At 63.4% G+C, this 24,828-nt stretch carries 22 protein-coding genes; 10 read left to right on the top strand and 12 right to left on the bottom strand.

Annotated features, from left to right (window positions below; translation table 11 throughout):
• Nucleotides 1–112: 112 nt before the first annotated feature.
• Together SA190iCDA_RS14370 and SA190iCDA_RS14365 are read right to left on the bottom strand one after the other, a co-directional pair.
• Nucleotides 113–424 carry an SCP2 sterol-binding domain-containing protein gene (locus SA190iCDA_RS14370; protein ID WP_070887456.1) on the bottom strand — a complete coding sequence of 104 codons (312 nt, stop codon included), beginning with the start codon at nucleotides 422–424 and terminating at the stop codon, nucleotides 113–115.
• 58 nt (nucleotides 425–482) lie between these two features.
• Nucleotides 483–1,181: a histidine phosphatase family protein gene (locus tag SA190iCDA_RS14365; protein ID WP_070887455.1), complete on the bottom strand. Its 699-nt coding sequence runs from the start codon at nucleotides 1,179–1,181 to the stop codon at nucleotides 483–485.
• Nucleotides 1,182–1,384: 203 nt separating this feature from the next.
• On the opposite strand from SA190iCDA_RS14365, the gene sohB reads away from it, so the two are divergent.
• Both sohB and SA190iCDA_RS14355 read left to right on the top strand, forming a co-directional pair.
• The gene (sohB, locus tag SA190iCDA_RS14360; protein WP_070887454.1) at nucleotides 1,385–2,404 is read left to right on the top strand and encodes a protease SohB; all 1,020 of its coding nucleotides are present in this window, start codon (nucleotides 1,385–1,387) and stop codon (nucleotides 2,402–2,404) included.
• A 37-nt stretch (nucleotides 2,405–2,441) separates the two neighbouring features.
• On the top strand, nucleotides 2,442–3,434 hold the full coding sequence (locus tag SA190iCDA_RS14355) for a YhdH/YhfP family quinone oxidoreductase (protein WP_070887453.1): 993 nt from the start codon (nucleotides 2,442–2,444) through the stop codon (nucleotides 3,432–3,434).
• Nucleotides 3,435–3,685: 251 nt separating this feature from the next.
• Here the strand turns inward: SA190iCDA_RS14355 and SA190iCDA_RS14350 are convergent, their stop codons facing one another.
• The gene (locus tag SA190iCDA_RS14350; protein ID WP_013791370.1) at nucleotides 3,686–4,183 is read right to left on the bottom strand and encodes a DUF934 domain-containing protein; all 498 of its coding nucleotides are present in this window, start codon (nucleotides 4,181–4,183) and stop codon (nucleotides 3,686–3,688) included.
• Nucleotides 4,167–5,825, bottom strand: coding sequence for a nitrite/sulfite reductase (locus SA190iCDA_RS14345; RefSeq protein WP_070887452.1), 1,659 nt, complete (start codon nucleotides 5,823–5,825; stop codon nucleotides 4,167–4,169). Before SA190iCDA_RS14345 ends, SA190iCDA_RS14350 begins: the two co-directional genes overlap by 17 nt.
• 681 nt (nucleotides 5,826–6,506) lie before the next feature.
• Between SA190iCDA_RS14345 and SA190iCDA_RS14340 the strand changes: the two genes are divergently transcribed.
• The 3 genes from SA190iCDA_RS14340 (at nucleotide 6,507) to SA190iCDA_RS14330 (ending at nucleotide 8,637) form a co-directional block, all read left to right on the top strand.
• The gene (locus SA190iCDA_RS14340; protein WP_070887451.1) at nucleotides 6,507–7,433 is read left to right on the top strand and encodes a ZIP family metal transporter; all 927 of its coding nucleotides are present in this window, start codon (nucleotides 6,507–6,509) and stop codon (nucleotides 7,431–7,433) included.
• 70 nt (nucleotides 7,434–7,503) lie between these two features.
• A complete protein-coding gene (locus tag SA190iCDA_RS14335; RefSeq protein ID WP_236100863.1) occupies nucleotides 7,504–8,298 on the top strand; it encodes a substrate-binding periplasmic protein in 795 nt (264 codons plus the stop codon).
• 36 nt (nucleotides 8,299–8,334) lie between these two features.
• Complete coding sequence (locus SA190iCDA_RS14330) at nucleotides 8,335–8,637, top strand: DUF1883 domain-containing protein (protein ID WP_070887449.1); 303 nt, start codon at nucleotides 8,335–8,337, stop codon at nucleotides 8,635–8,637.
• A gap of 67 nt (nucleotides 8,638–8,704) precedes the next feature.
• Here SA190iCDA_RS14330 and SA190iCDA_RS14325 read toward each other — a convergent pair whose 3' ends face one another.
• The gene (locus SA190iCDA_RS14325) at nucleotides 8,705–9,019 is read right to left on the bottom strand and encodes a DUF5629 family protein (protein ID WP_070887448.1); all 315 of its coding nucleotides are present in this window, start codon (nucleotides 9,017–9,019) and stop codon (nucleotides 8,705–8,707) included.
• Nucleotides 9,016–12,732, bottom strand: coding sequence for a methionine synthase (gene metH / locus SA190iCDA_RS14320; RefSeq protein ID WP_170833979.1), 3,717 nt, complete (start codon nucleotides 12,730–12,732; stop codon nucleotides 9,016–9,018). The genes SA190iCDA_RS14325 and metH overlap by 4 nt, the downstream gene beginning before the upstream one ends.
• A 189-nt stretch (nucleotides 12,733–12,921) precedes the next feature.
• Between metH and SA190iCDA_RS14315 the strand changes: the two genes are divergently transcribed.
• From SA190iCDA_RS14315 to SA190iCDA_RS14295, 5 genes are all read left to right on the top strand, one after another.
• Nucleotides 12,922–15,195 carry a fatty acid cis/trans isomerase gene (locus SA190iCDA_RS14315; protein ID WP_070887447.1) on the top strand — a complete coding sequence of 758 codons (2,274 nt, stop codon included), beginning with the start codon at nucleotides 12,922–12,924 and terminating at the stop codon, nucleotides 15,193–15,195.
• A gap of 176 nt (nucleotides 15,196–15,371) precedes the next feature.
• Entirely contained in the window at nucleotides 15,372–16,391 is a 1,020-nt protein-coding gene (locus tag SA190iCDA_RS14310) for an acyltransferase family protein (protein ID WP_070887446.1), read from the top strand.
• A gap of 70 nt (nucleotides 16,392–16,461) precedes the next feature.
• Nucleotides 16,462–17,046: a Fe-S biogenesis protein NfuA gene (gene nfuA, locus SA190iCDA_RS14305; protein ID WP_070887445.1), complete on the top strand. Its 585-nt coding sequence runs from the start codon at nucleotides 16,462–16,464 to the stop codon at nucleotides 17,044–17,046.
• Nucleotides 17,047–17,236: 190 nt separating this feature from the next.
• A complete protein-coding gene (locus SA190iCDA_RS14300) occupies nucleotides 17,237–18,229 on the top strand; it encodes a response regulator (RefSeq protein ID WP_070887444.1) in 993 nt (330 codons plus the stop codon).
• 6 nt (nucleotides 18,230–18,235) lie between these two features.
• Nucleotides 18,236–19,192 (top strand): diguanylate cyclase, encoded by a 957-nt coding sequence (locus tag SA190iCDA_RS14295; protein ID WP_070887443.1) that lies wholly within the window; start codon nucleotides 18,236–18,238, stop codon nucleotides 19,190–19,192.
• Here the strand turns inward: SA190iCDA_RS14295 and SA190iCDA_RS14290 are convergent.
• The 6 genes from SA190iCDA_RS14290 to SA190iCDA_RS14265 all read right to left on the bottom strand — a co-directional run bounded on the left by SA190iCDA_RS14290 (nucleotide 19,189) and on the right by SA190iCDA_RS14265 (nucleotide 24,712).
• The gene (locus SA190iCDA_RS14290) at nucleotides 19,189–20,352 is read right to left on the bottom strand and encodes an MFS transporter (RefSeq protein ID WP_236101291.1); all 1,164 of its coding nucleotides are present in this window, start codon (nucleotides 20,350–20,352) and stop codon (nucleotides 19,189–19,191) included. The genes SA190iCDA_RS14295 and SA190iCDA_RS14290 overlap by 4 nt on opposite strands.
• A complete protein-coding gene (locus SA190iCDA_RS14285) occupies nucleotides 20,339–20,590 on the bottom strand; it encodes a DUF1272 domain-containing protein (RefSeq protein ID WP_070887441.1) in 252 nt (83 codons plus the stop codon). Before SA190iCDA_RS14285 ends, SA190iCDA_RS14290 begins: the two co-directional genes overlap by 14 nt.
• The gene (locus SA190iCDA_RS14280) at nucleotides 20,583–21,593 is read right to left on the bottom strand and encodes a GlxA family transcriptional regulator (protein WP_070887440.1); all 1,011 of its coding nucleotides are present in this window, start codon (nucleotides 21,591–21,593) and stop codon (nucleotides 20,583–20,585) included. The genes SA190iCDA_RS14285 and SA190iCDA_RS14280 overlap by 8 nt, the downstream gene beginning before the upstream one ends.
• 86 nt (nucleotides 21,594–21,679) lie before the next feature.
• A complete protein-coding gene (locus SA190iCDA_RS14275; protein WP_070887439.1) occupies nucleotides 21,680–22,705 on the bottom strand; it encodes a DNA topoisomerase IB in 1,026 nt (341 codons plus the stop codon).
• A 279-nt stretch (nucleotides 22,706–22,984) separates the two neighbouring features.
• A complete protein-coding gene (locus SA190iCDA_RS14270; RefSeq protein ID WP_070887438.1) occupies nucleotides 22,985–23,254 on the bottom strand; it encodes a hypothetical protein in 270 nt (89 codons plus the stop codon).
• A 378-nt stretch (nucleotides 23,255–23,632) separates the two neighbouring features.
• On the bottom strand, nucleotides 23,633–24,712 hold the full coding sequence (locus tag SA190iCDA_RS14265) for a hypothetical protein (RefSeq protein WP_070887437.1): 1,080 nt from the start codon (nucleotides 24,710–24,712) through the stop codon (nucleotides 23,633–23,635).
• Nucleotides 24,713–24,828 lie beyond the last annotated feature (116 nt).

Raw genomic sequence — 24,828 nt, 5'->3', positions numbered from 1 at the left:
TACGGCTGTTGGTGGCGAATCAAGCCCGCTGATACGCCAGGCGGCGGGCGGCTGCCAAAAAAAACCGGAATCCTGGGATTCCGGTTTCTGTGTTCAGCCGCTGGCCTGATCCTCAGACCGGGAACAGTTCGCTCAGCTTGAGCGCCAGCATCATGTCGCCTTCGGCGCGCAGCTTGCCGGCCATGAAGGCCTGCATGCCGTCGGTTTCACCGGTGGTGATGCCCTTGAAGGTTTCCTTGTCCATGATCAGGGTGACGTTGGCGTCCGGGCTGTCGCCCTGTTTGACCTCGCAGGTGCCGTCCTTGACGATCAGGTAGTGGTTGTCAGCATCTTCGATGTTGAACTGGAAAACCAGGTCCAGGCCTTCGGCGGCGCTGGGGTTGAACTTGGCTTTCATGGTTTGGACGATGTCTGCGACGCTCATGGTGGTTTCCTTGTGTTTTCCGATTGTTCTGCACCCTTGCGGGCGCGTTGGCCGTCGCTCAGCGATAGGTAATGAGCGATGGGGTGTTCAACAGCTGCAGATGGGCATGGCTATTGAAGGAAGCTAGGGTCACCCGCTCGCCCTGGAACTTCAGGCAGCTTAGCGAGGTGTTGACGATTTGCCAGTTCATGGCGAACGCGCTGGCGACCGGCATGCCGGTCAGCAGGTGGATCAAGGCGGTGATGGTGCCGCCGGATGTGAACACGGCGATGCGCTCGCCGGCCTGGGCCTGGTCGAGCAGGCGTTGCAGGCCGCCGTTCACCTGGTCGACAAAGGCCTGCCAGCTCTGCAGCGCCGGTGCGTCGTAGTCACCGCCGACCCAGGTGTCAATCAGGCGCACGAACAGCCGCTGGAACTCGGCGCGGTTGTGCGCGGCATTGCGCATCACTTCCAGGGCCTGGGGCTCATGGGGCAGCAGGGCGGGGAGCAGGGCGCGGATCACGCCTTCGGCATCGAATTCGTTGAAGGCCGCATCGGTTTGCAACTCAGGCGCTTCGGCAAACTGTTCGAGTACCAGGCGGCCGGTACGGGCCTGGCGGGTGAGGCTGCCGCTGACCGCGCGATCGAGCTGCAGTCCGATCCGGGCCAGGTGGCTGCCGAGCAGGGCCGACTGACGCTCGCCCAGCGACGAGAGGACATCATAATCCTCTGCACCGAATGAGGCCTGGCCATGTCGAATCAGGTAGATGCTGCCCACGTACGCTGCAACCCGGGAACCTTGAATGTGAGGCGAGGGTAGGAGGGATGGGCGGAGGCTGTCAACGAAAAATCATACGTTTGTTTGAATCGCCTGGCGGGCGCTGCAAAGCCGCTGCTGCCGCTGGTGGCTGCCTGGCGCCGCCGGTATGCTGGACGCTGCGGGCCTCTGCGCGAGGCCGTCGATTGGATAAGGGGAAGTGTGTGGAGTTTCTTGCTGATTACGCAGGGTTTCTGGCCAAGACGGTGACGCTCGTGGTGGCCATTCTGGTCGTGCTGGTGGCGCTTGCCGTACTGCGCAGCCGCGGGCGTCGCGGTGGCGGCCAGTTGCAGGTCACCAAACTCAATGATTTCTACAAGGCGCTGCGCCAGCGTCTCGAGCAATCGATTCTCGACAAGGATCAGTTGAAGGCGCTGAGCAAGGAAGAAACCAAGGCTGCCAAGGCCGCGAAGAAGCAGCCACAACAGAAGTCGCGGGTCTACGTGCTCGACTTCGACGGCGACATCAAGGCTTCGGCCACCGATGGCCTGCGCCACGAGATCACCGCGCTGCTGAGCCTCGCCACGCCCCAGGACGAAGTGGTGCTGCGCCTGGAAAGCGGCGGTGGCATGGTGCACAGCTACGGCCTGGCTTCGTCGCAACTGGCACGCATTCGCCAGGCTGGCGTGCCGCTGACCGTGTGCATCGACAAGGTCGCCGCCAGCGGCGGCTACATGATGGCCTGCATCGGCGAGAAGATCATTTCCGCGCCGTTCGCCATCCTGGGCTCCATCGGCGTGGTCGCCCAGTTGCCCAACGTCAACCGCCTGCTGAAGAAGCACGACATCGACTTCGAGGTACTGACCGCCGGTGAATACAAGCGCACCCTGACGGTGTTCGGCGAGAACACCGAGAAGGGCCGGGAGAAATTCCAGGAAGACTTGGAAACCACCCACGAGCTGTTCAAGAACTTCGTGGCCCGCTACCGCCCGCAGCTGGAGATCGACGAGATCGCCACCGGCGAAGTCTGGCTGGGCATGGCGGCCCTGGAAAAACAGTTGGTCGATGAGCTGAAGACCAGCGACGAATACCTGGCCGAGCGCGCTCGCGAGGCCGATCTGTACCAGCTGCACTATGTGCAGAAGAAATCCCTGCAGGAGCGTGTCGGCCTGGCTGCCAGCGTAGCGCTGGACCGTTTTGCCCTGACCTGGCTGGGCCGTCTGAGCCAGCAACGCTTCTGGTAACCCGCACCCTCCGCGCGAGCGGATCAAGGAGGTCTGGATGACGAATTTCACTGCCCTGCAAGCTGCGCCCGACACCAGTGGCCATTTCGGCCTGCAAGTCGTCGAGCGCGACGTGGCCGACTTGCCCGCGGGCGAGCTGTTGATCCGCGTTCGCTATTCATCGCTGAACTTCAAGGACGCGCTGTCCGCCACCGGCCAGCGCGGCGTCAGCAAGCACTATCCGCATACGCCGGGGATCGATGCCGCCGGTGTGGTGGTGCACTCCAGCGCCGCCGAATTCGCCGAAGGCGATGAAGTGATCGTCACCGGCTACGACCTGGGCATGAATACCGCCGGTGGCTTTGGCCAGTACATTCGGGTTCCCGCCGGCTGGGCGATCAAGCGCCCGCAAGGGCTGTCCCTGCGCGAGGCGATGATTCTCGGCACCGCAGGCCTGACCGCGGCGCTGTGCGTCGACAAGCTGGAACAGGCTGGCGTTGAGCCGCAGAACGGCCCGGTACTGGTCACCGGTGCCAGCGGCGGCGTGGGCAGCGTCGCGGTGCTGCTGCTCAGCACCCTGGGTTATCAGGTGAGCGCCGCCACGGGCAAGGCCCAGCAGAGCGACATGCTCACGCGCCTGGGCGCTTCCCAGGTGGTGCCACGGCTGGAACTGCAGAGCGGCACGGACCGGCCGCTGCTGCGCGAGCAATGGAGCGGTGCGGTGGATACGGTGGGCGGCGATATCCTGTTCAACGTGCTCAAGGCCACCCGCTACGGTGGCAGCGTGGCCTGTTGCGGGCTGACCGCCGGGGCCGATTTCCAGGCCAGCGTGTTGCCGTTTATCCTGCGCGGCGTCAACCTGCTGGGCGTCGACTCGGTCGAGCTGCCCCTGGTGGTCAAGGCCTCGATGTGGGACAAGCTGTCGCTGCAGTGGAAACTGCCGAAGCTGGAAACACTGGCCACCGAGGTCGGGTTGAGCGAGTTGCCGGCGGCCATCGAGCGCATCCTGCAAGGCGAGCAGACGGGGCGGGTGTTGGTCAGGCTCGACTGAGGCTTGAAACTCGCCGGGAGGCGCCTTCCGACGGCTTGGTCATTGATGGGGCGAATTTGTACTTGCGGTAGGGCGTACTCGCCGAAGACAGTACGCCGTGACAGCCTGGCAGCATGCCTCTGGAGGAGGGTGGCCTCAGGGTGGCGGACTGTTCGATTCGCTACGAGCGGCCGGCTTTCCGGTTCGCCCTACGCTGCCGAGGCTCAATACGCGACCATTAAAAAACCCGCCATCTGGCGGGTTTTCTAGTTTCAGGCGCGGCGCCTGAACAGCGGCTGCGGCTGGTCGGCGGAGGCCTGGTAGACCTCGGAAAACTCCTCGAAGGCTTTCAGGGCGTCTTCGGCGTCCTTGTCTTCGCGCAGGGCGAAAGCGTCGAAGCCGCAACGCTTGAGTGCCCACAGCTGGTCACGCAGCACGTCGCCGATGGCGCGCAGCTCGCCCTTGAAGCCGTAGCGGGTGCGCAGCAGGTAGGCGGAGGACGAGTGACGGCCGTCGGTGAACGCCGGGAAGTTCAGAGCGATGACCTGGAAGGCGTCCAGGGAATCGACGATCGATTCGATTTCTTCCTCGGCGTCCAGCCACACGCCCAGGCCACCATCGCGGGCCTTGAGGGCGTGGCCGTGCTCGAGCCACAGGTTCAGCGGCACGATCAGGTCGTCGCAGTTGGACAGCTCTTCGAAGGCGGTTTCCTTGGGCAGCAGGTGCCAGCTTTCGTCGACGATCTGGCCGTTCTTAATGATTCGCTGCATATACGCGCTCCTTGAACGGGGCAACACCGATACGGCGGAAGGTGTCGATGAAGGTTTCTTCTTCGGTGCGCTGCTCGACGTAGACGTTGACGATCTTGTCGATCACGTCCGGCATGTCGTCCTGGGCGAAGGACGGGCCGAGGATCTGCGCCAGGCTGGCATCACGGCCGGCGCTACCGCCGAGGGACACCTGATAGAACTCCTGACCTTTCTTGTCCACGCCGAGAATGCCGATATGGCCCACATGGTGGTGACCACAGGCGTTCATGCAGCCGGAGATGTTCAAATCGATGTCGCCGATGTCGAACAGGTAGTCGAGATTGTCGAAGCGGCGCTGGATGGCTTCGGCCACCGGAATCGACTTGGCGTTGGCCAGGGAACAGAAATCGCCACCCGGGCAGCAGATGATATCGGTGAGCAGGCCAACGTTCGGCGTGGCGAAGCCCTTGTCGCGCAGTTCGCCCCACAGGGTGAACAGCTGTGCCTGTTCGACGTCGGCGAGGATGATGTTCTGGTTATGGCTGTTGCGCACTTCGCCGAAGCTGTAGCGATCGGCCAGGTCGGCGATGGCGTCGAGCTGCTTGTCGGTGACGTCGCCCGGGGCGACGCCGGTCGGCTTGAGCGACAGGGTGACGGCCACGTAACCCGGCTTCTTGTGGGCGAAGGTGTTGCGCTGTCGCCAGCGGGCAAAGCCCGGGTGCTCGGCATCGAGCTTGGCCAGCTGCACGTCCTGATCCTGCAACGCCTGGTAGGCGGGGTCGACGAAATGCGCGGCAACGCGGGCCACTTCGGCTTCGGTCAGGGTGGTCGGGCCATCCTTGAGGTGCGCCCATTCGGCGTTCACGCGCTCGGCGAACACTTCCGGGGTCAGCGCCTTGACGAGGATCTTGATACGCGCCTTGTACTTGTTGTCGCGACGGCCATAGCGGTTGTACACACGCAGGATGGCGTCGAGATAGGAAATCAGGTGCCGCCAGGGCAGAAACTCGTTGATGAAGCTGCCGACGATCGGCGTACGGCCCAGGCCGCCACCCACGGCGACGCGGAAACCCAGCTCACCGGCGGCGTTCTTCACCGCTTCCAGGCCGATGTCGTGCACTTCGATGGCCGCGCGGTCACTGGTGGCACCGTTGACGGCAATCTTGAACTTGCGCGGCAGGTGGCTGAACTCGGGATGGAAGGTCGACCATTGGCGGATGATCTCGCACCAGGGGCGCGGATCTACGATTTCGTCCTTGGCGACGCCGGCGAACTGGTCGGTGGTGGTGTTGCGGATGCAGTTGCCGCTGGTCTGGATGGCGTGCATCTGCACGGTGGCCAGCTCGGCGAGAATCTCCGGCACGTCTTCCAGTTCAGGCCAGTTGAACTGCACGTTCTGACGGGTGCTGATATGCGCGTAACCCTTGTCGTAGTCGCGGGCGATCTGCGCCAGCTTGCGGACCTGGGTGGAGGAGAGCAGGCCGTACGGGACGGCAATGCGCAGCATGGGCGCGAAACGCTGGATGTACAGACCGTTCTGCAGCCGCAGCGGACGGAATTCTTCGCCGCTCAGTTCGCCACTGAGATACCGGCGGGTTTGATCGCGGAACTGCTTGACGCGGTCCTCGACGATTTTCTGGTCGTACTGGTCGTATACGTACATGGGAATCCTGTTATCAGGCTGCTTGCCAGATCGATGAAAAACCATTGCGGCGCGACAGTGCGGCTTGGATCAGCAGGCGAATGGTCTTCGTCGGCTGAATGGCCCTGGCAAGCCGTCACTCACACTGCTTCGATGACCTGTTACAGCAAATCTGCGCGCACGGCCGCGCACTCCTGGTGCGGAGCCGGGGCACGATACCAGTTCAGGTTTATGCGCAAAAGTGATGTTTGAATATAAGAAAAGAACTTTTGGTGCTAAGCCAGAAAGCATGCATAACTGTGTCGGTGAATCGTTGTGCATGCTTTTCACGGCCGGGCGCAAAGGGTGCGAACGACTGAGAATCATCCGCACCGTCATGCCGTTGGGTAGTGCTTTACCAGAATGCGAAGACCGCGCAGCACGGAGGTGAAACGCGGGCGATAATCTGCTTGTCGCATTAGGGTCTGTTGACGTTTCACGCACGGCCGCGCCGGAGCCCGTCGGGTTGCGCGAGAAATCTCGCCATGCGTTGTTGAAGGACTTGGCAGGGGAATAACCATTGCCTGCGTCCTCCGCCTAGCGGATCGCCGCCCGGCCTGGCGAGAATTCTCGCGGCAACGCGGCTCGCGTTGAAACGTCAACAGACCCTAGACAGGCGGCCCGTTGGCGCCGCCTATTTTCGGGGTCGATCAAAGAGGTTCTATGCAAACGCTTTCCGAGCGCAACGGCTTCCTGCAGGCATGGATGTCCCAGGTGCGTGAGTCGCCCTGGGTAGCGGCTGGCCTGGGCGTTGCCGTGCTGGTCGTGGTATGGCTGCTGGTCAGCAGCCTGTTCAACATATTCGATGACGGCCATCCGGAGCGCATCCGCCATGCCCTGTATGGTGGCGGGGCCGGTTTTGCGGCAACCACCCTGGGTGCTATCGCGGCCCTGGCGTTGGGGAGTATCAGCGTCAAGACCCAGGACAGCATGCTGGGATTCGCGGCGGGCATGATGTTGGCTGCGAGTTCCTTTTCCCTGATCCTTCCCGGCCTGGAAGCTGCCGAGAACCTGACCGGTAGCGGCATGCGGGGCGCCGCGACGGTGGTGATCGGGCTCGCCCTGGGCGTGCTGCTGATGTTGGGGCTCGATCATTTCACCCCTCACGAGCACGAAAGTGCTGGCGCCCAGGGGCCGCACAGCAGCCGGCTGAGCCGCGTGTGGCTGTTCGTGTTCGCCATCACCCTGCATAACCTTCCTGAAGGCATGGCCATCGGTGTCGGTTTCGCAGCCGATGACATGCAGGTCGGCATTCCCCTGGCCAGCGCCATTGCCATTCAGGACATTCCCGAGGGCCTCGCCGTTGCCCTGGCGCTGCGCACCATCGGTATAACGGCATTGCGCGCGGCATTGATCGCCGCAGCCAGCGGGTTGATGGAGCCCCTGGGGGCGCTAGTGGGCGTGGGCATGTCCAGCAGCTACGCGCTGGCCTATCCCATCGGCCTGGGCCTGGCAGCCGGTGCCATGCTGTTCGTGGTTTCCCACGAGATCATCCCCGAGACCCACCGCAATGGTCACCAGACATCCGCGACCCTGGGGTTGATGGGAGGTTTCGCGGTGATGATGTTCTTGGATACCGCACTGGGCTGATAGGCATTTGCCGGGCGCTGATGCACACTGCATCTCGTCTTGTCTTCTGCGATCGGAATGGAATTGGCGCGTGTGCATAAATGAGGTCATGGCCCGTGGTCGTCGCGCCGCCTGCACGCTGGTGCTGGCGCTCGCCCTGGGTGACGTTGGCGGCGTTCAGGGCGAGCCGCTGAACGTCTATGTCGGGCAGGGGCAGATGCCGTTTGCCGATGGCGCTGCCAAGCGTGCCGGACTGTTCGGTGAGCTGATGCATGAGCTTTGTGCGCGCACCGCGCAGCAATGCGTGTTTCGCAGCGTGCCGTGGCGCCGGGTGCTGAGTGAAGCCGAAGGCGACCCCCATGGCATCGTGCTCAACCTGGGGCGTACCCCCGAGCGCGAGGTGGAATTCGTCTGGCTGCTCGACGTGCTGCCCACACCCTATGTACTGGTCAGCCTCGATCGTACCTTCGACAGCCTGGGCGATGCTCTGCGAGCCGGGCCAGTGGCGGTAATGGCCGGTACCTCCCGTGCCGATGAAATCAAACGAATTCGCACCGGCGATCAGCGGGTGGTGGAGGTCACCGATCCGCAACAGGCGGCCGAGTTGTTGCACAGCGGCCGGGTGGTGGCCTGGTATGAGATCGACCTGCGGGCGTTGTATCTCTGGCATGAGATAAACGCCCAGACACCGCTGCGGTTCGGCAAGCCACTGAGCAATACCCGCAGCCATATCGCCGGGAGCCTCAAGCTTGAGGGCGCTCAGACCTTATCTCGGCAAATGACGGCCGCCTTCGCCGACATGCGCCGTGACGGCAGCTGGCAGCGTATTTTGGCCAGTTATCTGGGGCTGGATCGGTCGCGGGCTTTGCTGTCGGACGGCTGGTGAGTCATGCTAGCGCCCTGAAACCCTTAGGAGCGCTTGATGAAGTACATCCACCAGCGCGAGCACCTCAACGAGGATGACCTGGTCATCATCGAATGCTCGCAACCCTGCAATATCCGTCTGATGAACGATGCGAACTTTCGCAGTTTCAAGAATGGCGGCCGTCACACCTATCACGGCGGCGCCTTCGACAAGTTCCCGGCCAAGATCACCGTACCCAGCAGCGGGTTCTGGAACATCACCCTCGACACCGTGACCCGCAAGGCGATCAGCGTGACGCGCAAGCCGACCCTCAAGCACTCGATCAAGATCGTCAGGCGTTCGTCGTCGCACCTGTCATGAGTGCTGCCGCCGCTGGCTTTTTCGCTAAGCGGATTTGCCGGCAAGTGTTGCTTCGACGCGTGCGTAGTCAGTCGGCTTCAGCGCTGATCGCGCCCAGGCAAACCAGCCGGTGGCCGTCGATCAACCAGCTGTCGTCGCCAGCTTCGTATTCAGCCTCCATCACCGCGTTGTAGCTGAACTGCCAGCGTCTGCGTTCGCGGCCGTCCTGGGCCTCGATGGACAGCACCACGGCTTCGCTGGCAAACGGCTGATCCGCTTCGGCGGCCGCGTCGGCCTGGTCGAGCAGCGCGTCGTCGAGCTGGAAGTCGAAGGCGTGCAGGCCGTCGATGACCAGCATATCGGCGGTTTCCAGCCCGTCGAGCAGATAGGGTTGCTCACTCATTCGTCATACCCCAGGTTGGGCGCCAGCCAGCGTTCGCTGACGGCGATGTCCTGCGCCTTGCGCTCGGTGTAGCGCTCGATCTGATCCTTGTCGACCTTGCCCACGGCGAAGTATTGCGCCTCGGGGTGGGCGAAATACCAGCCGGACACCGCTGCCGCCGGGAACATGGCGTAGTGCTCGGTCAGGAAAACGCCGCTCTGGCCGGCCTTGTTGTAGTCGGCCTCGGGGTCGAGCAGTTTGAACAGCGTGCCTTTCTCGGTGTGATCCGGGCAGGCCGGGTAGCCGGGGGCCGGGCGGATGCCCTTGTACTGCTCGCGGATCAGCGCCTCGTTGTCCAGTTGCTCGTCCGCCGCGTAGCCCCAGTGCTCCTTGCGCACGCGCTCGTGCAGCCATTCGGCGCAGGCTTCGGCAAGACGGTCGGCCAGGGCCTTGACCATGATCGCGTTGTAGTCGTCGCCCTTGGCCTCGTAGGCCTTGGCCACTTCCTCGGCGCCGATGCCGGCGGTGGTGATAAAGCCACCCACATAATCCGTAATACCGCTTTGCTTCGGCGCGACGAAGTCGGCCAGGGACAGGTTCGGTTTGCCGTCCGGCTTGATGGTCTGCTGACGCAGATGGTGAAGGGTGGCGAGCTGTTCACCGTTTTCCCCGTACACCTCGATATCGTCGTCACGCACCTGATTGGCAGGCCAGAAACCAAATACCGCGCGGGCCTTGATCAGCTTCTCGTCGATCAGCTTGCGCAGGATCACCTTGGCGTCGTTGAACAGGTTGGTGGCCGCTTCGCCGACCACTTCGTCGCTGAGGATGCGCGGGTATTTGCCGGCCAGGTCCCAGGAGATGAAGAAGGGCGTCCAGTCGATGTACTCGGCCAGTACGTTGAGGTCGATATCTTCCAGCACCTTCACGCCGGTAAAGCTCGGCTGCGGCGCGGTATAGCTCGCCCAGTCGAACTTCGGCTTGTTGGCGACGGCGTTGGCGTAGCTCAGGCGCTCGGTACGGGTAGCCCGGGCCGAGGTGCGCTCGCGCACCACCACGTAGTCGTCGCGGGTGCGCTGCACGAAATCGGGCTTGAGCTCCTTGGACAGCAGTTGGGTGGCCACGCCTACCGCGCGCGAGGCATCGGTCACGTAGATCACCGCATCATTCTTGTACTGCGGATCGATCTTCACCGCCGTATGGGCCTTGGAGGTGGTCGCGCCGCCGATCATCAGGGGCAGGGTAAAGCCCTGGCGCTGCATTTCCTTGGCGACGTGAACCATCTCGTCCAGCGACGGGGTGATCAGCCCGGACAGGCCGATGATGTCGCACTTCTCGGCGATGGCGGTCTGCAGGATCTTCTCGGCCGGCACCATTACACCCAGGTCGACGATGTCGTAGCCGTTACAGCCCAGCACCACGCCGACGATGTTCTTGCCGATGTCGTGCACGTCGCCTTTCACGGTGGCCATGAGGATCTTGCCCTTGGCTTGCGGCTTGTCGCCTTTCTCGGCTTCGATAAAGGGGATCAGGTGGGCCACGGCCTGCTTCATCACCCGGGCGGACTTGACCACCTGTGGCAGGAACATCTTGCCCGAGCCGAACAGGTCGCCGACCACGTTCATACCGCTCATCAACGGGCCTTCGATGACCTCGATGGGCCGTGCGCATTGCTGGCGGCACTCCTCGGTGTCCTCGACGATAAAGGCGGTAATGCCCTTGACCAGCGCGTGTTCCAGGCGCTTGTCGACCGGCAGGGAGCGCCATTGCTCGTTCTCGACTTCCTTGGCGGCGCCGTCGCCCTTGTACTTGTCGGCGATGGCCAGCAGGGCCTCGGTAGCGCCTTCGTTACGGTTGAGCACCACGTCCTCGACCGCGTCGCGCAGCTCCTTGGGGATCTCGTCGTAGATCTCCAGCTGGCCGGCGTTGACGATGCCCATGGAGAGGCCGTTCTGGATGGCGTAGTAGAGGAATACCGAGTGGATCGCTTCGCGCACCGGGTTGTTGCCGCGGAACGAGAACGACACGTTGGACACGCCACCCGAGCTCAGCGCGTAGGGCAAGTTATCGCGGATGAAAGCGCAGGCTTCGATGAAGTCCACCGCGTAGTTGTTGTGTTCCTCGATACCGGTGGCCACGGCGAAGATGTTCGGGTCGAAGATGATGTCTTCCGGCGGGAAGCCCACTTCGCCCACCAGAATGTCGTAGCTGCGCTGGCAGATTTCCTTCTTGCGTGCGGCGGTATCGGCCTGGCCGGCCTCGTCGAAGGCCATCACCACCACCGCGGCGCCGTAGCGCTTGCACAACTTGGCGTGGTGCTTGAACTGCTCGACGCCTTCTTTCATGGAGATCGAGTTGACGATGCCCTTGCCCTGGATGCACTTGAGGCCGGCCTCGATCACCTCCCACTTGGAGGAGTCGATCATGATCGGCACGCGGGAAATATCCGGCTCGCCAGCGATCAGGTTGAGGAACCTGACCATGGCGGCTTTCGAGTCGAGCATCCCTTCGTCCATGTTGATGTCGATCACCTGGGCGCCGGCTTCCACCTGCTGCAGGGCGACTTCCAGGGCCTCGGTGTAGTTTTCTTCGCGGATCAGCCGGGCGAACTTGGCCGAGCCGGTGATGTTGGTGCGCTCGCCGACGTTGACGAACAATGACTGGCGGTCGATGGTGAAGGGCTCCAGGCCCGACAGGCGGCAGGCCTTGGGGATGTCCGGAATCGGGCGCGGCGAGTACTTGGCGACCGCTTCGGCAATGGCCTGGATGTGGCCCGGCGTGGTGCCGCAGCAACCACCGATGATGTTCAGCAGGCCCGACGCGGCGAACTCCTCGACCACCTCGGCCATCTGCGCCGGGGTTTCGTCGTATTCACCAAAGGCATTGGGCAGGCCGGCGTTGGGATGCGCCGACACGTGGGTGCCGGCCTTGGCCGCCAGTTCGGCCAGGTAAGGGCGCAGCTCCTTGGCACCGAGGGCGCAGTTCAGGCCCACGGAAATCGGCTTGGCGTGGGCCACCGAGTTCCAGAAGGCTTCGGTGGTCTGGCCAGACAGGGTGCGGCCGGAGGCATCGGTAATGGTGCCGGAGATCATGATCGGCAGTTCGACGCCGTCCTCGTCGAACACCTGCTGCACGGCGAAGATCGCCGCCTTGGCATTCAAGGTATCGAAGATGGTCTCGATGAGGATCAGGTCGGCACCGCCTTCGATCAGGCCGCGGGTCGCTTCGGTGTAATTGTCCACCAGTTCGTCGAAGGTGACGTTGCGGTAACCGGGGTCATTGACGTCCGGGGAGATCGAGCAGGTGCGGCTGGTCGGGCCAAGCACGCCGGCGACGAAGCGCGGGCGGTCCGGGGTTTCCAGGGTCTTGGCATCGGCCACTTCACGGGCCACGCGGGCGCCGGCGACGTTCAGTTCGTAGACGATCGACTCCATGTCGTAATCGGCCTGGGACACCTGGGTAGCGTTGAAGGTGTTGGTTTCCAGGATGTCGGCGCCGGCATCCAGATAGGCCTTCTCGATTGCCGCGATGATCTGCGGCTGGGTGAGCAGCAACAGGTCATTGTTGCCCTTGACGTCGCTCGGCCAGTCGGCGAAGCGCTCACCGCGGTAGTCGGCTTCTTCGAGCTTGTAGCTCTGGATCATGGTGCCCATGCCGCCGTCGAGGATCAGGATGCGTTCCTTGAGGGCGTGCTGAAGTGCTTGGAGGCGTGCGCTGCGATCTGACAAGGGCATGAAAAAAGGCTCTGAACGGGAGGCTACGACGAGACTGCAAATGATAACAAACCCAGAGGCCATTTCTGCGCTGCGCACTTGTGCATGAATTATGTTCATGTTGTGGCGGTGCCCAAACGCGGGTGCAGGCATAGCGATGGCACAGGCGAGACGGCTAGAATGCGCCGCCAAATTCGTGGAATTCGCTCCATGTGCCGCCGGCTGCTGTTGACCCTCTACCTCCTCATCAACCCCCTGGCAATGGCACAGGGCATTTCCTACAGCCGCGATATCCAGCCGATCTTCACGCACAACTGCGTGGCCTGCCACGCCTGCTACGACGCGCCGTGCCAGCTCAACCTGGGCAGCGGCGAGGGAACCGAGCGCGGCGCCAGCAAGGCTCCCGTGTACGACGGCACGCGTACCCATACCCAGGCCACCACGCGGTTGTTCATGGATGCCCACGGTGCGCCGGCCTGGCGCCGCAAGGATTTTCATTCGGTGTTGGAGCAGCAGGGCGGCCAGGCGGCGCTGATGGCGCGTATGCTCGAACTGGGGCACGCCACGCCGCTGCCGCCCAACAGCAAGCTGCCCAAGGATCTGGACATCGGCATCGAGCGCGCCAACCAGTGCGCGCTACCGGGCGAGTTCGCCGACTTCGCCGGCAAGAACCCCATGGCCGGCATGCCGTTCGCGGTCACCGGCCTCACCGAGCAGGATTACCAGACCGTGCAGCGCTGGCTGCAGCAGGGCGCGCCGGTCGATGAGCAGCCGCTGCAGCCCGGCCCCGCCGAAGCCCGGCAGGTCGCTGCCTGGGAGCGCTTTCTCAATGCCTCGGGCAACGAACAGAGGCTGGTCAGCCGCTGGCTCTACGAGCACCTGTTTCTCGCCCACCTGTATTTCGCAGGGGGCGAGGCCGGGCATTTCTTCCAGCTGGTGCGCTCGCGCACGCCGAGCGGGCAGCCAGTGGACATCATCGCCACGCGGCGCCCCAACGACGACCCGGGTATGGCCTTCCATTATCGGCTGATGCCGGTCCAGGGCGTGATCGTTCACAAGACTCACATCACCTATCCGCTCAGCGCCGCCAAGCTTGCGCATGTGCGTTCCCTGTTCTTTGGTACCGACTGGCAGGTGACTACGCTGCCGGGTTACGGCGTGCAGCACCGCTCCAATCCATTCCTGGCGTTCGAGGCGATTCCGGCCCAGGCGCGCTATCAGTTCATGCTCGACAACGCCGAGTACTTCGTGCGCACTTTCATCCGCGGGCCGGTGTGCCGCGGGCAGATCGCCACCGACGTGATTCGCGACAACTTCTGGGTGTTCTTCCAGGACCCGCAGCACGACCTGTACATCACCGACCCGGCCTACCGCGGCGCGGCCACCCCTTTGCTGGCCATGCCCGGCCAGCTCGACGAGATCGGCGATCTGCTGGGCCTGTGGCGCAGCTACCGCGACAAGCGCAATGACTACGAGGCGCTACGCACCGAGGCGTATGGCGAAGCGCCGGCACCGGAGTGGTCGCAGATCTGGCGGGGCAACGACAACGCGCTGCTGTCGATCTTCCGCCAGCACGACAGCGCCTCGGTACGCAAAGGCCTGGTGGGCGAGATCCCACAGACCCTCTGGTGGATGGACTACCCGCTGCTCGAGCGCACCTATTACCAGTTGGTGGTCAACTTCGACGTGTTCGGCAACGTCTCGCACCAGGCGCAGACACGCCTGTACTTCGACCTGATCCGCAATGGCGCCGAGCAGAACTTCCTGCGCCTGATGCCGGCCGATTCGCGCAAGGCGATTTTTGGCCACTGGTACCAGTACAGCGGCAAGCTCAAGGCGTGGATGGATTACTACCCGCTGGACCGGAAAACCCCGAGCGGCTTGTCCTTGGCTGATGACGATCCGAAGCGCCAGTTCGGCGAGCAACTGCTGCAGCGCTTCGCTGCACTCAACGCCCGACCCGATCCGATCAATCGCTGCACCGATGAGCACTGCCATCGTGGTGGCCTGCCAGCTGAATTGCGTCAGGCGGAGCAGGCGCTGAGCCGCCTGGCCTCCACGCCGGCCGCGCAACTCAGGGTGATCGAGCAACTGCCGGAAGCCACGCTGCTGCGGGTCGAGGGGGGCGGTCGTCGCGAGGTCTACAGCCTGCTGCGCAATCGCGCGCACAGCAACGTCGCCTTCATGCTCGGCGAGGAACTGCGCTACCAGCCGCGCCTCGACACCCTGACGATTTACCCCGAGGTGCTGAGCAGCTACCCGAACTTCGTGTTCTCGATGCCGGCGGCCCAGGTGCCGGACTTCGTGACCGCCATGGAGCAGGCCCGCGACGCCGCGGCCTTCGAGCAGATCGTCGAGCGCTGGGGCATTCGCCGCACCCATCCGCAGTTCTGGCAGCACTTCCACGACCTCACCGCGCATATCCGTGAGCATGAACCGGTGGAGGCCGGCGTGCTGGACATGAACCGCTACCAGAACCTGTAGGCCGCTTCGCGCCGGTTAAGACCCCCTTGGCATGGCGAACTGGGGCCAGCGGCCTCGGCGCAGCGCTTGGCCAATTCACCCGATCTTTCTTTCCCCACTGCGGTCGGAGGCTGTGGCAGTCGATCGTTGAGGGGCTGCCCCGTACCGGTTTCAACGAGAGGGAGAGTGGCGGTTCTATGCTGATTTCAGTGCAGGCGCTCCGGGCATTGGCAGCCTGGGTTGTGGTCTTTCACCATGTCATGCAGGTGTTTTTCGATTTCAGGGCCGAGAGTTTCATGGGCCATCTTTTTTCCGACAAGGGCGCCGTGGGCGTCGATATCTTCTTCGTCATCAGCGGCCTGGTGATCTACCTGTCCACCCAGGGCAAGACCATCACCCCGTGGCGCTTCATGCTCAACCGCGCCCTGCGCATCGTGCCGGCCTACTGGCTGTATTCGCTGATCGCTGCGCTGATCATCGCCTTCGCCAACCCGGTAATGCCCACCCAGGCCTTCGATCTGCAGCATCTGGTGCTGTCGCTGCTGTTCATTCCCGCGGAAAATCCCGCAGGCTTCGGGCTGTACCCGACGCTCAACGTCGGCTGGACGCTCAACTACGAGATGTTCTTCTACCTGCTGTTCGCCCTGGCCTTCGTGGTTCCCCAGCGCCTGCGCCTGGTGTTCGTGGCGGTGATGCTGATGATCTTCGGCCTGCTGGCCACCCAGCCCTGGCTGAGCAACTTCTACCGCAACAGCATCGTCTACGAGTTCCTGTTCGGCGTGCTGCTGGGCATGGTCTACAGCCGCGGCTGGATCCGCCAGGGGCTGTGGCTGCCGTTGCTGGTGATCGCCGGCTCGCTGCTGGCCATCTACCACTTCGACAATAGCATGCGCCTGCTGCACTGGGGGGTGCCCAGCGCACTGATCGTCGCGGCCTGCATCGCCATGGAGCCGTGGTTCAACGACAACCGTCTGCTGGCGCGCATGGGCGACTGCTCGTATTCGGTGTATCTGCTGCACGTGATCATCCTGTCCCTGGGCTGGTACCTGCAGGCCAGCCTGGATCTGAATCCCCATGTGGTCATCGTCGCCTGCATGCCGCTGATCGCCCTGGCTTCGTGGGGCAGCTACGAGTTGATCGAGAAGCGCTTTTTCGTCCAGGCCAAGGCCTGGATCAACGAGCGGTCGGGCAAGGGCCAGCTACAGGCCTTATCCTGAGTAAAATGGTAGGACTTTATTCGAGGTGGTCATTTGCCGTACACTTCGCCCATGACCGTGAGGAGTTGCCATGAGCACCATTACCATTACCGATACCGCCCATGATTACCTGGCCGACCTGCTGAGCAAGCAGAACACGCCGGGAATCGGTATCCGGGTCTTCATCACCCAGCCCGGTACCCAGTACGCGGAAACCTGCATCGCCTATTGCAAGCCGGGCGAACAGAAGCCGGAAGACCAGGCCATCGGCCTGGCCAGTTTCACGGCCTGGATCGATGCCGTCAGCGAGCCGTTTCTCGAAGATGCCGTGGTCGACTACGCCACCGACCGCATGGGCGGTCAGCTGACCATCAAGGCGCCGAACGCCAAGGTGCCGATGGTCAACGAAGACAGCCCGCTCAACGAGCGCATCAACTATTACCTGCAGACCGAGATCAACCCGGGCCTGGCCAGCCACGGCGGCCAGGTCACCCTGATCGACGTGGTCGACGAAGGCATTGCCGTGCTGCAGTTCGGTGGCGGCTGCCAGGGCTGCGGCCAGGCCGACCTGACCCTCAAGGAGGGCATCGAGAAAACCCTGCTCGAGCGTATTCCGGAGCTCAAGGGCGTGCGCGACGTGACCGACCACAGCAATCGCGAGAACGCGTATTACTGACCACAGCGGGTGCAGTGACAAGGCGACTTCGGTCGCCTTGTCTGCTTTGAAACTCGATCAACGCGCTAGAAAACACCCGACACGGGCTGGCGCTCTGCTATAAGTGACAGTAACGCACCAGGGAAGGCGTTGCTGTCGGTACACCCGCCGCAGCCCAAGGCGGATCAGGCCCACCTCTTGAGGCGTATCGATGCCCACAGCATCTCTTCTCGTCTGCGATGACTCCAACATGGCCCGCAAGCAGCTGCTGCGCGCCTTGCCTGCCGACTGGCCGGTAACCGTCAGCCAGGCCGCCAACGGCGAAGAAGCGCTCGAGCAATTGCGCGCCGCCCACTTCGATCTCTTGCTACTCGATCTGACCATGCCGGTGCTCGATGGCTACGGCGTGCTCGCGGCGCTGAAGGCCGAGAGCCGCGCGCAAAACGTCATCGTGGTGTCGGGTGACGTGCAGGAGGAGGCGATTCGCCGCGTCAAGGAACTTGGCGCCCTGGCTTTCCTGAAAAAGCCCGCCGACCCCGAGTTGCTACGTCAGACGCTGGACCAACTCGGCTTTCTGCGCGTTGCGGCAGCGGCCACCACCACGACCCTGCCCGAACCCAAGGTGTCGTTTCGCGACGCCTTCCGCGAAGTGGTCAACGTCGCCATGGGCCGAGCGGCCGCATTGTTGGCCCGGGTGCTCGGGGTGTTCGTGCAACTGCCGATTCCCAACGTCAACATTCTCGAGGTCAGCGAGCTGCACATGGCTCTGGCCGACGCCCAGCGTGGCGACGGCCTGACCGCGGTGTGTCAGGGCTATATCGGCGAGGGCATCGCCGGCGAGGCGCTGCTGATCTTCCATGATTCGGAAGTGGCCGACATGGCCAGGCTCATGCAGTGGCAGCAGCACAACCATTCATCCATGGAAATGCTCCTGGACATGTCCAGCATCCTGATCGGCGCGTGCCTGAGCGGTATCGCCGAGCAGCTCGACGTGAGCTTCTCCCAGGGTCACCCGCAGATACTCGGCGAGCACGCCTCCATCGACGAGCTGATTCGCATCAACAGCCAGCGCTGGCGCAAGACCCTGGCGGTTGAGGTGAGCTACAGCATCGAAGGGCACGACATCCACTTCGATCTGCTGCTGCTGTTCACCGAGGACTCGGTGCCGTTGCTGACCAACAAACTCGCCTATCTGATGGAATGAAAAGACATGGCTGAGAACATGGATCTAAACGATTTCCACTGGCTGCTGGCCATTGTGCAGAGCATCGATGTCGGCGTGGTGGTGCTCGACCGTCAGTACCATGTGGAGGTGTGGAACAGCTTCATGGAGAATCACTCCGGGCGTACCGCGCGCGATGCCGCGGAGCGCTCGTTCTTCGAGCTGTTTCCGGAGGTCGATGAGGTCTGGTTTCGCAACAAGGTGGAAAACGTTGTCACCCTGGGGACGCCGGCCTTCACCATCTGGGAGCAACGGCCGTACCTGGTGCGCTTCAAGAACTACCAGCCGATCACCGGCCTGGAAGACTTCATGTACCAGAACACCACCATCCTGCCGCTGGTGGCCACCAACAGCAAGATCGAGCACCTGTGCGTGATCATCTATGACGTGACGGACGTGGCGATGAACAAGCGCCAGTTGCAGGCCATGAGCGACCAGTTCAAACACCTCTCGCGCACCGACCGCCTGACTGGGCTGAACAACCGTGGCTACTGGGAAGAGGAGCTCAAGCGTGAGCACGCCCGTCATCGTCGCTACGGCAGCAGCGCGGCGCTGGTGATTTTCGATATCGACCACTTCAAGAAGGTCAACGATACCTATGGCCACCAGGCGGGCGACAGGGTGATCCAGAGCGTCGCCAAGGTGCTGCGCGAACAGCTGCGTGATACCGATATCGCCGGGCGCTACGGCGGCGAGGAGTTCGTCGTGCTGCTGCCGGATGTGGACGCGGCGGGCGGTCGGGTGTTCGCCGAACGCCTGCGGCTGATCGTCGAGCGCTTGCAGGTCAGTCACGAGGGGCAGACGATCCCTTTTACCATCAGCCTCGGCGTGGCCGACCTGAGCGAGCCCAGCCACGATCATCAGCAGGTCATCCAGTGGGCCGATCAGGCGCTCTATAGCTCCAAACGCAACGGCCGCAACCAGGTCACGGTGTTCGGCGTCTAGCTCGCCGCAGGCGCTCTTGTGACAGGCCGGATCAGCAATGCCATCAGCGCAATCACCAGCAAGGGCAGCATGGCCAGGTTGACCTGAAACCAGCCCAGCCCGGTGATCAGCGCACCGGAGGCGAAGGCGGCGCAGGCCGCCACGCTGCCATTGGCCAGTTCCATGAGCCCCTGGGCCTTGCCCCGTTCGGCGGGCTCGTGGGCGCTTGCCAGCAGGGTGGTGCCGGCCACCAGCATCAGGTTCCAGCCGATACCCAGCAGCAGCGAGGAAATCAGGAAGTAGGCCTGCGCCTGGCCGCTCAGCCCGACCAGCGCACTGCCGCCAAGCATGGCGATACCCAGCATGGCCACTGGCCTGCTGCCCAGGCGATCGACCAGCGGCCCGGCGATCAGGGCAGGCAGGAACATGCCCAGCATATGCCACTGGATCACCTGAGCGGCACTATCCAGAGGCAAGCCACAGAAGCTCATGGCCAGCGGCGTCGCGTTCATCACCAGAATCATCAGGCCATGGCCGATGGCGGTGACCGCCAGCGCACTGCGGATCGCCGGGCGTGCCAGCAGGCTGCGCACGTCACCCCGTGGCGCCACGGCAATCGCCCCTTCACGCAGCGTGCTGAGCAGCAACAGCCCGAGCAAGGCCAGCCCCGCCAGTAACACATAGGCGCCCACGAACGGCGTACTCATCGCGTTGCGCGCCCAGAGCGTCAGGCTCGGGGCGATCAGCGCGGCGCAGACACCACCGGCGATCACCCAGGCCGCCGCGCGCCCTTTGTGGGCGTCGTCGACCGTTTCCAGCGCCGCGAAGCGGTAATACATGGCAGAGGCCTGGTAGACGCCAATCGGCAACGCGCCGAGGCAGAACAGGATGAAGTCGCCGAGCCAGACCCCCAGGGCGCTGATCAGGCCGCCGAGAATCCCGGCCGCGGCGCCCAGGGTCAGGCCGGGCCGGCGACCTTGGTGCTGCATGAACAGCGACAGCGGATGGGTCGCCAGCAGGTTGCCGAGCACCAGTAAGGCCAGGGGCAGGGTGGCCAGGCCGTTGTAGGGCGACAACTGCATGCCGATCAATGCGGTGAGGGTGATGCCGATCAGCGAACAGCTCCAGTACAGCGCCTGGGCGAGGAACAGGATCAGCAGCGTAGGGTTACGCACCAGCAGCATGGCATCCTCCCGCCTTGAGCACCCGCAAGGTCGAGGGTGGGTTGGCCGGCAGCTTGGCCGCAGGACGGATCGGGCGGCGCACCAGCTCGCCGGCGCAGTTGGGGCAATGACCCTGCAGGTGCGTATCGGCGCAATCGCGGCAGTAAGTGCACTCGAACGAGCAGATACGCGCCTCCAGGGATTCGGGTGGCAGGTCACGATCACAGCATTCGCAGTTGGGGCGCAGCTCAAGCATGGTGGGTCTCCCGGCCGAAACGTTCGGTGTAGTGCTGAGGGCTGATGGACAGGTGCTTGTGAAACACCCGGCGCAGGTTTTCCGGGTGGCCGAAGCCGGTCAGCCGGGCGACGGTAGCGATCGAAGCCTGGGCGTCCTGCAGCAGGCTGCGAGCGGCTTCCAGGCGGATGCGCTCGACGTAGCCCGCCGGCCCGCTACCCAGCTCCCTGGCGAATACCCGGGACAAGGTGCGCGGAGTCATCCGCGCTCTGTTCGCCAACGCTTGGAGCGACAGGTCGCTGCCCAGATTGGCTGGAATCCATTCGAGCAATTCGGCCAGGCGTGGAGTACGGCTGGGCTCCGGGACGAGCAGGGCGCTGAACTGCGCCTGGCCGCCAGGGCGGCGCAGGAACATCACCAGGCGGCGCGCCACTGCCAGCGCCATGCTGCGCCCCAGGTCGGCTTCGACCAGGGCCAGCGCCAGGTCGATGCCGGCGGTGACGCCGGCGGAGGTGAACAGATGCCCGCTGCCGTCGCCCGCTGCCGGGTCATAGGTGTGCAGGCAATCGCTGTCGACCAGCAGCTTGGGGTGTTGGCGCAAGGTGTCGATATCGGCCCAGTGGGTGGTCACCCGCCTGCCGTCGAGCAGGCCGGTACGGGCCAGAATCAGTGCCCCCGAACAGACCGAGCCCAGGCGCCGGATATGGGGTTCGGCATTTTGCAGCCAGCTCAGCAGGGGCCTGTTTTCACATTGCTGCCCTTCGCCGAAGCCGCCGGGAATCAGCAGGGTATCCAGGCTGGCCGGATCCACCTCGCTCCATGCTGCATCGGCGATCAGCCGCATGCCGGCGGAGCTGTTCACCGGGCCGGCCTGATCGGCGAGCATCAGCAGCTGGTAGGCATCGCCCAGGCCCTGGCGACGACGTTCGACGTTGGCGGAGGCGAATACCTGCAGTGGTCCGACCACATCCAGACTCATGAAGTCCGGGTAGATTAACGCGGCAATACATTTGCGGTCGTCCATGGCGGGCCCCTCGGGATGGAGAAGGCCAGTGTGCGCACAAAGCGTTATGGCAGCAACGACATAAGGCCCACAGATCTTGCCACTTTTCAGGCAACCGGAAGTTTTTCCAGAAAGCGCATCAGCAGGCTTTCCTCGCTGCGCAGCCCCTTGCGGGCGGCCGCCAGGCGCAGGTCGGCCAGTTCGCCGGCGTGGAAGGCCTCGATCAGCGCCGGGTGGATGTAGCACTTGCGGCACACTGCCGGCGTGTTGCGCAATTCTTCGGCGACCTGCTTGACCATGCCCACCACGTGTTTCTTGGCCGAGCTCTCCGGCTGCCACTCCAGTTCACGCAGCAGCGTCAGCGCCAGGGCGCTGCCGGCCCAGGTGCGGTAATCCTTGGCGGTGAAGTCGGCACCGGTGAGTTCGCGCAGGTAATTGTTGACGTCCGTCGAGGTCACCGTGTGGCGCTCGCCATTGGCGTCCAGGTACTGGAACAGGTGCTGGCCCGGCAACTCCAGGCAGCGGCGGATGACGCGCGCCAGGCGACGATCGCTGACTTCCACCTCATGCTCGATACCGCTCTTGCCGCGAAAGTGGAAGCGGATGGCGCTGCCCTGCACCTCGACATGGCGGTTGCGCAGGGTGGTCAGCCCATAGGAGCGGTTTTCCTTGGCGTAGCGCACATTGCCGATGCGGATCAGGGTGTTGTCGAGCAGGGTGATCACGGTGGCCATGACCTTTTCGCGGCCGTGGTCGGGCAGCAGCAGATGCTGCTCTATGGTCTGGCGCAATTTGGGCAGCGCCTTGCCGAACAGCAGCAGGTTGGCGTACTTGTCGGTGTCGCGCACTTCACGCCAGCGCGGGTGATAGCGATACTGCTTGCGGCCGCGGGCATCACGGCCGGTCGCTTGCAGATGACCCTTGGGGTCCGGGCAGATCCATACGTCCACGTAGGCGGGCGGTATTGCCAGGGCATTGATGCGGGCGATCACCTGGGTGTCGCGAATACGCTCGCCATTGGGCTCGAAGTAGCAGAACTTACCGCGCAGCTTGCGGCGCGTGATGCCGGGCGAGCGGTCGTCCACGTAGTGCAGGTCGTTGGGCAGTTCCGGGGTGATCGACAGGCTGCTCATCGCGTCGTTTCCACGATCAAGCAACCTACAGGCAGATGAAGATCATCGGCCGGATACGCGGCAGCGCGATATAAGATGGACGGCGAAGTTACAACGAGGTTTTGCATGCCGGTTCGCTCATGGCAACAGTTAAAGACTTAGCCCGCTGAACGCGGCGGGAAGTTCAGACTTTAACGAGGGCACCAAGGCGAACGTATAAACAAGAAGAGGGCACTTATAAAACTGAGGCAAGTTGCCGCACCAGAGGGGCGGCAACTGGCAAAAACAAGTGCCGGCGTGTTATTCCGGCATGCTCCAGGGCGCGAGATCGAAGCCCTTGCTGCTGAGCTCGTCACGGGACTTTTTCAGGGCCTTGGCCAGCTCCTGGGGGTCGCTGTAGATGCTGCTGGTCAGTTGCGCGCGGTCGATCAACGGCGTATTGGTGCGGTCGACGATCGTCAGGCTCAGTACGCCGGTACCGTCCTGCGGCGCCCAGGCCACGCAGTGGAAAGGTTGAAAGGCGCGGTCGGCAATCAGCAGTGCATCATTGAAACGCAGCGAAGCGTTCATGGGGTCGGTTCTCCGAGGGTTTCCCAATGATTCATAGTGTCAGCGAGCTTGCTCAACGCCGACGGTCCTAGTTGTTGATGGTTCGATGAGCCCTGCAAGTCACATCCAAATTAATTAATTTTCAAATAAAACCGAAAATCATCTTGTGAAGTTGACGGGCGTCAAAGTTTTCAAGGGTGGCGGCACGCCGTTGGGCCGTGCACTTACTGTTTAACTACCGAAAATGGCATCAACACCAAATAGGAAAATAGCCCTGCTGATCAGTTCCGTTAAGTTCAGGGATTTTTATCAGTGCAGACAGGCGGTTAATTTGCTTGAAATAGCCAGTGGCGGTTTTCTGACTGCCGTCGCAAATGCCCGCGAGGGGCCTGCGGCGGGTTATAGCGGCAGCAGATGATCGGCCAGGCGGCCCGTTTCGGTCAGCTCGAGAAATTCGTCGCCCATGCGCCGGCTCTCATCCATCGCCTGGCGCCAGTAGCCTTCGCGCCCGGCATCGTCGCCCAGGAACCGGGTGAAATCCTTGCGATCCGGCAGCTTGCCGTAGGGCAGGCGGGCCAGGTAGTCACGCGAGGGGGCCAGCAGCAGGACGTCCTGCAGGCGCATGGCATCGCCCCGGCGCCAGGGCATGCCCTTGTCGAACCAGCCGGGAATGATGCGATCGGTGAAGTGCGGGTACAGCACCACGTCATCGCCGCTGTAGGGCAGGTCGAGGTGGTAATCCAGCAGGCCGCCGTCGCGGTAGGTGCCGGAGCCTGCGCCGGGAATGTCGCGCACGCCCTGCATCACGAAGGGGATCGAGCCGGAGGCCAGCAGGGCGTGGCGCAGGTTGCCGACATCCAGCGGCAGGCAGCGCGAGGGAAAGTCGCTCAGCGGATGCAGCGGCGGCGCCAGGCGGGCGTCGTGCAGGATCACCCGCTCGAAGTGACGGGCCAGGCGAGGGCGGCCGAGCAGGTTGCTGCCAATCACCGACGACAGCCCCAGACCCAGGGAGCGGCGATCGTCCTCGGCAAGCCGGCCATGGCTTTTCACCACCAGGATGTTGAGCCGGTAGTGGGGATTGTCGAGCACCGCGGCGTCCTGATGCTGCAACAGTTCGTCGAGCATGCGCACGCAGCGCTCGGTCACCTCGATGATGCTCACGCCCTTGGCGAAACGCATGCCGGTGTACAGCTCACCCAGGCGCTGCAGCGCAGCGGCAGGGTCGGGGAGGCAGGCGCTGGCGAAGCGCCAGGAGCCGATGGACGCGCCGATCAGCGAGCGCTCGCGGGGCGCCCGGGCCAGCCAGTCGCCGAACAGGGCGATATCCAGCCCCTGAATGCCCAGCGCCTTGGGCCCGCCCGCGGCGCCGGGCAGGGTGCCGACATCGCCGGGTTGCAGACCGCGCTCGCGAATGCGCACCAGGGCGCGCTGACCGGCCTTGAGGGTGAGGGCAGGGAACTTGATCTGAATGGCGCTCATGCCGGCCTCCGCTGAAGAGGCGCCAGTATAAGGCCGTAGGCTGGGCGGGTCTGTGGGGTAATTCAGGTTGAATTAAGTCGCTCCCCTTAACCTGAACATCGTCGAAACACGATTAC

This window comes from Pseudomonas argentinensis, assembly GCF_001839655.2.
In the GTDB taxonomy this organism is placed as follows: Bacteria; Pseudomonadota; Gammaproteobacteria; order Pseudomonadales; family Pseudomonadaceae; genus Aquipseudomonas; species Aquipseudomonas argentinensis_B.
The sequence above is the reverse complement of the archived record's forward strand: the minus strand, read 5'-3'. Positions and strand labels throughout refer to the sequence as shown.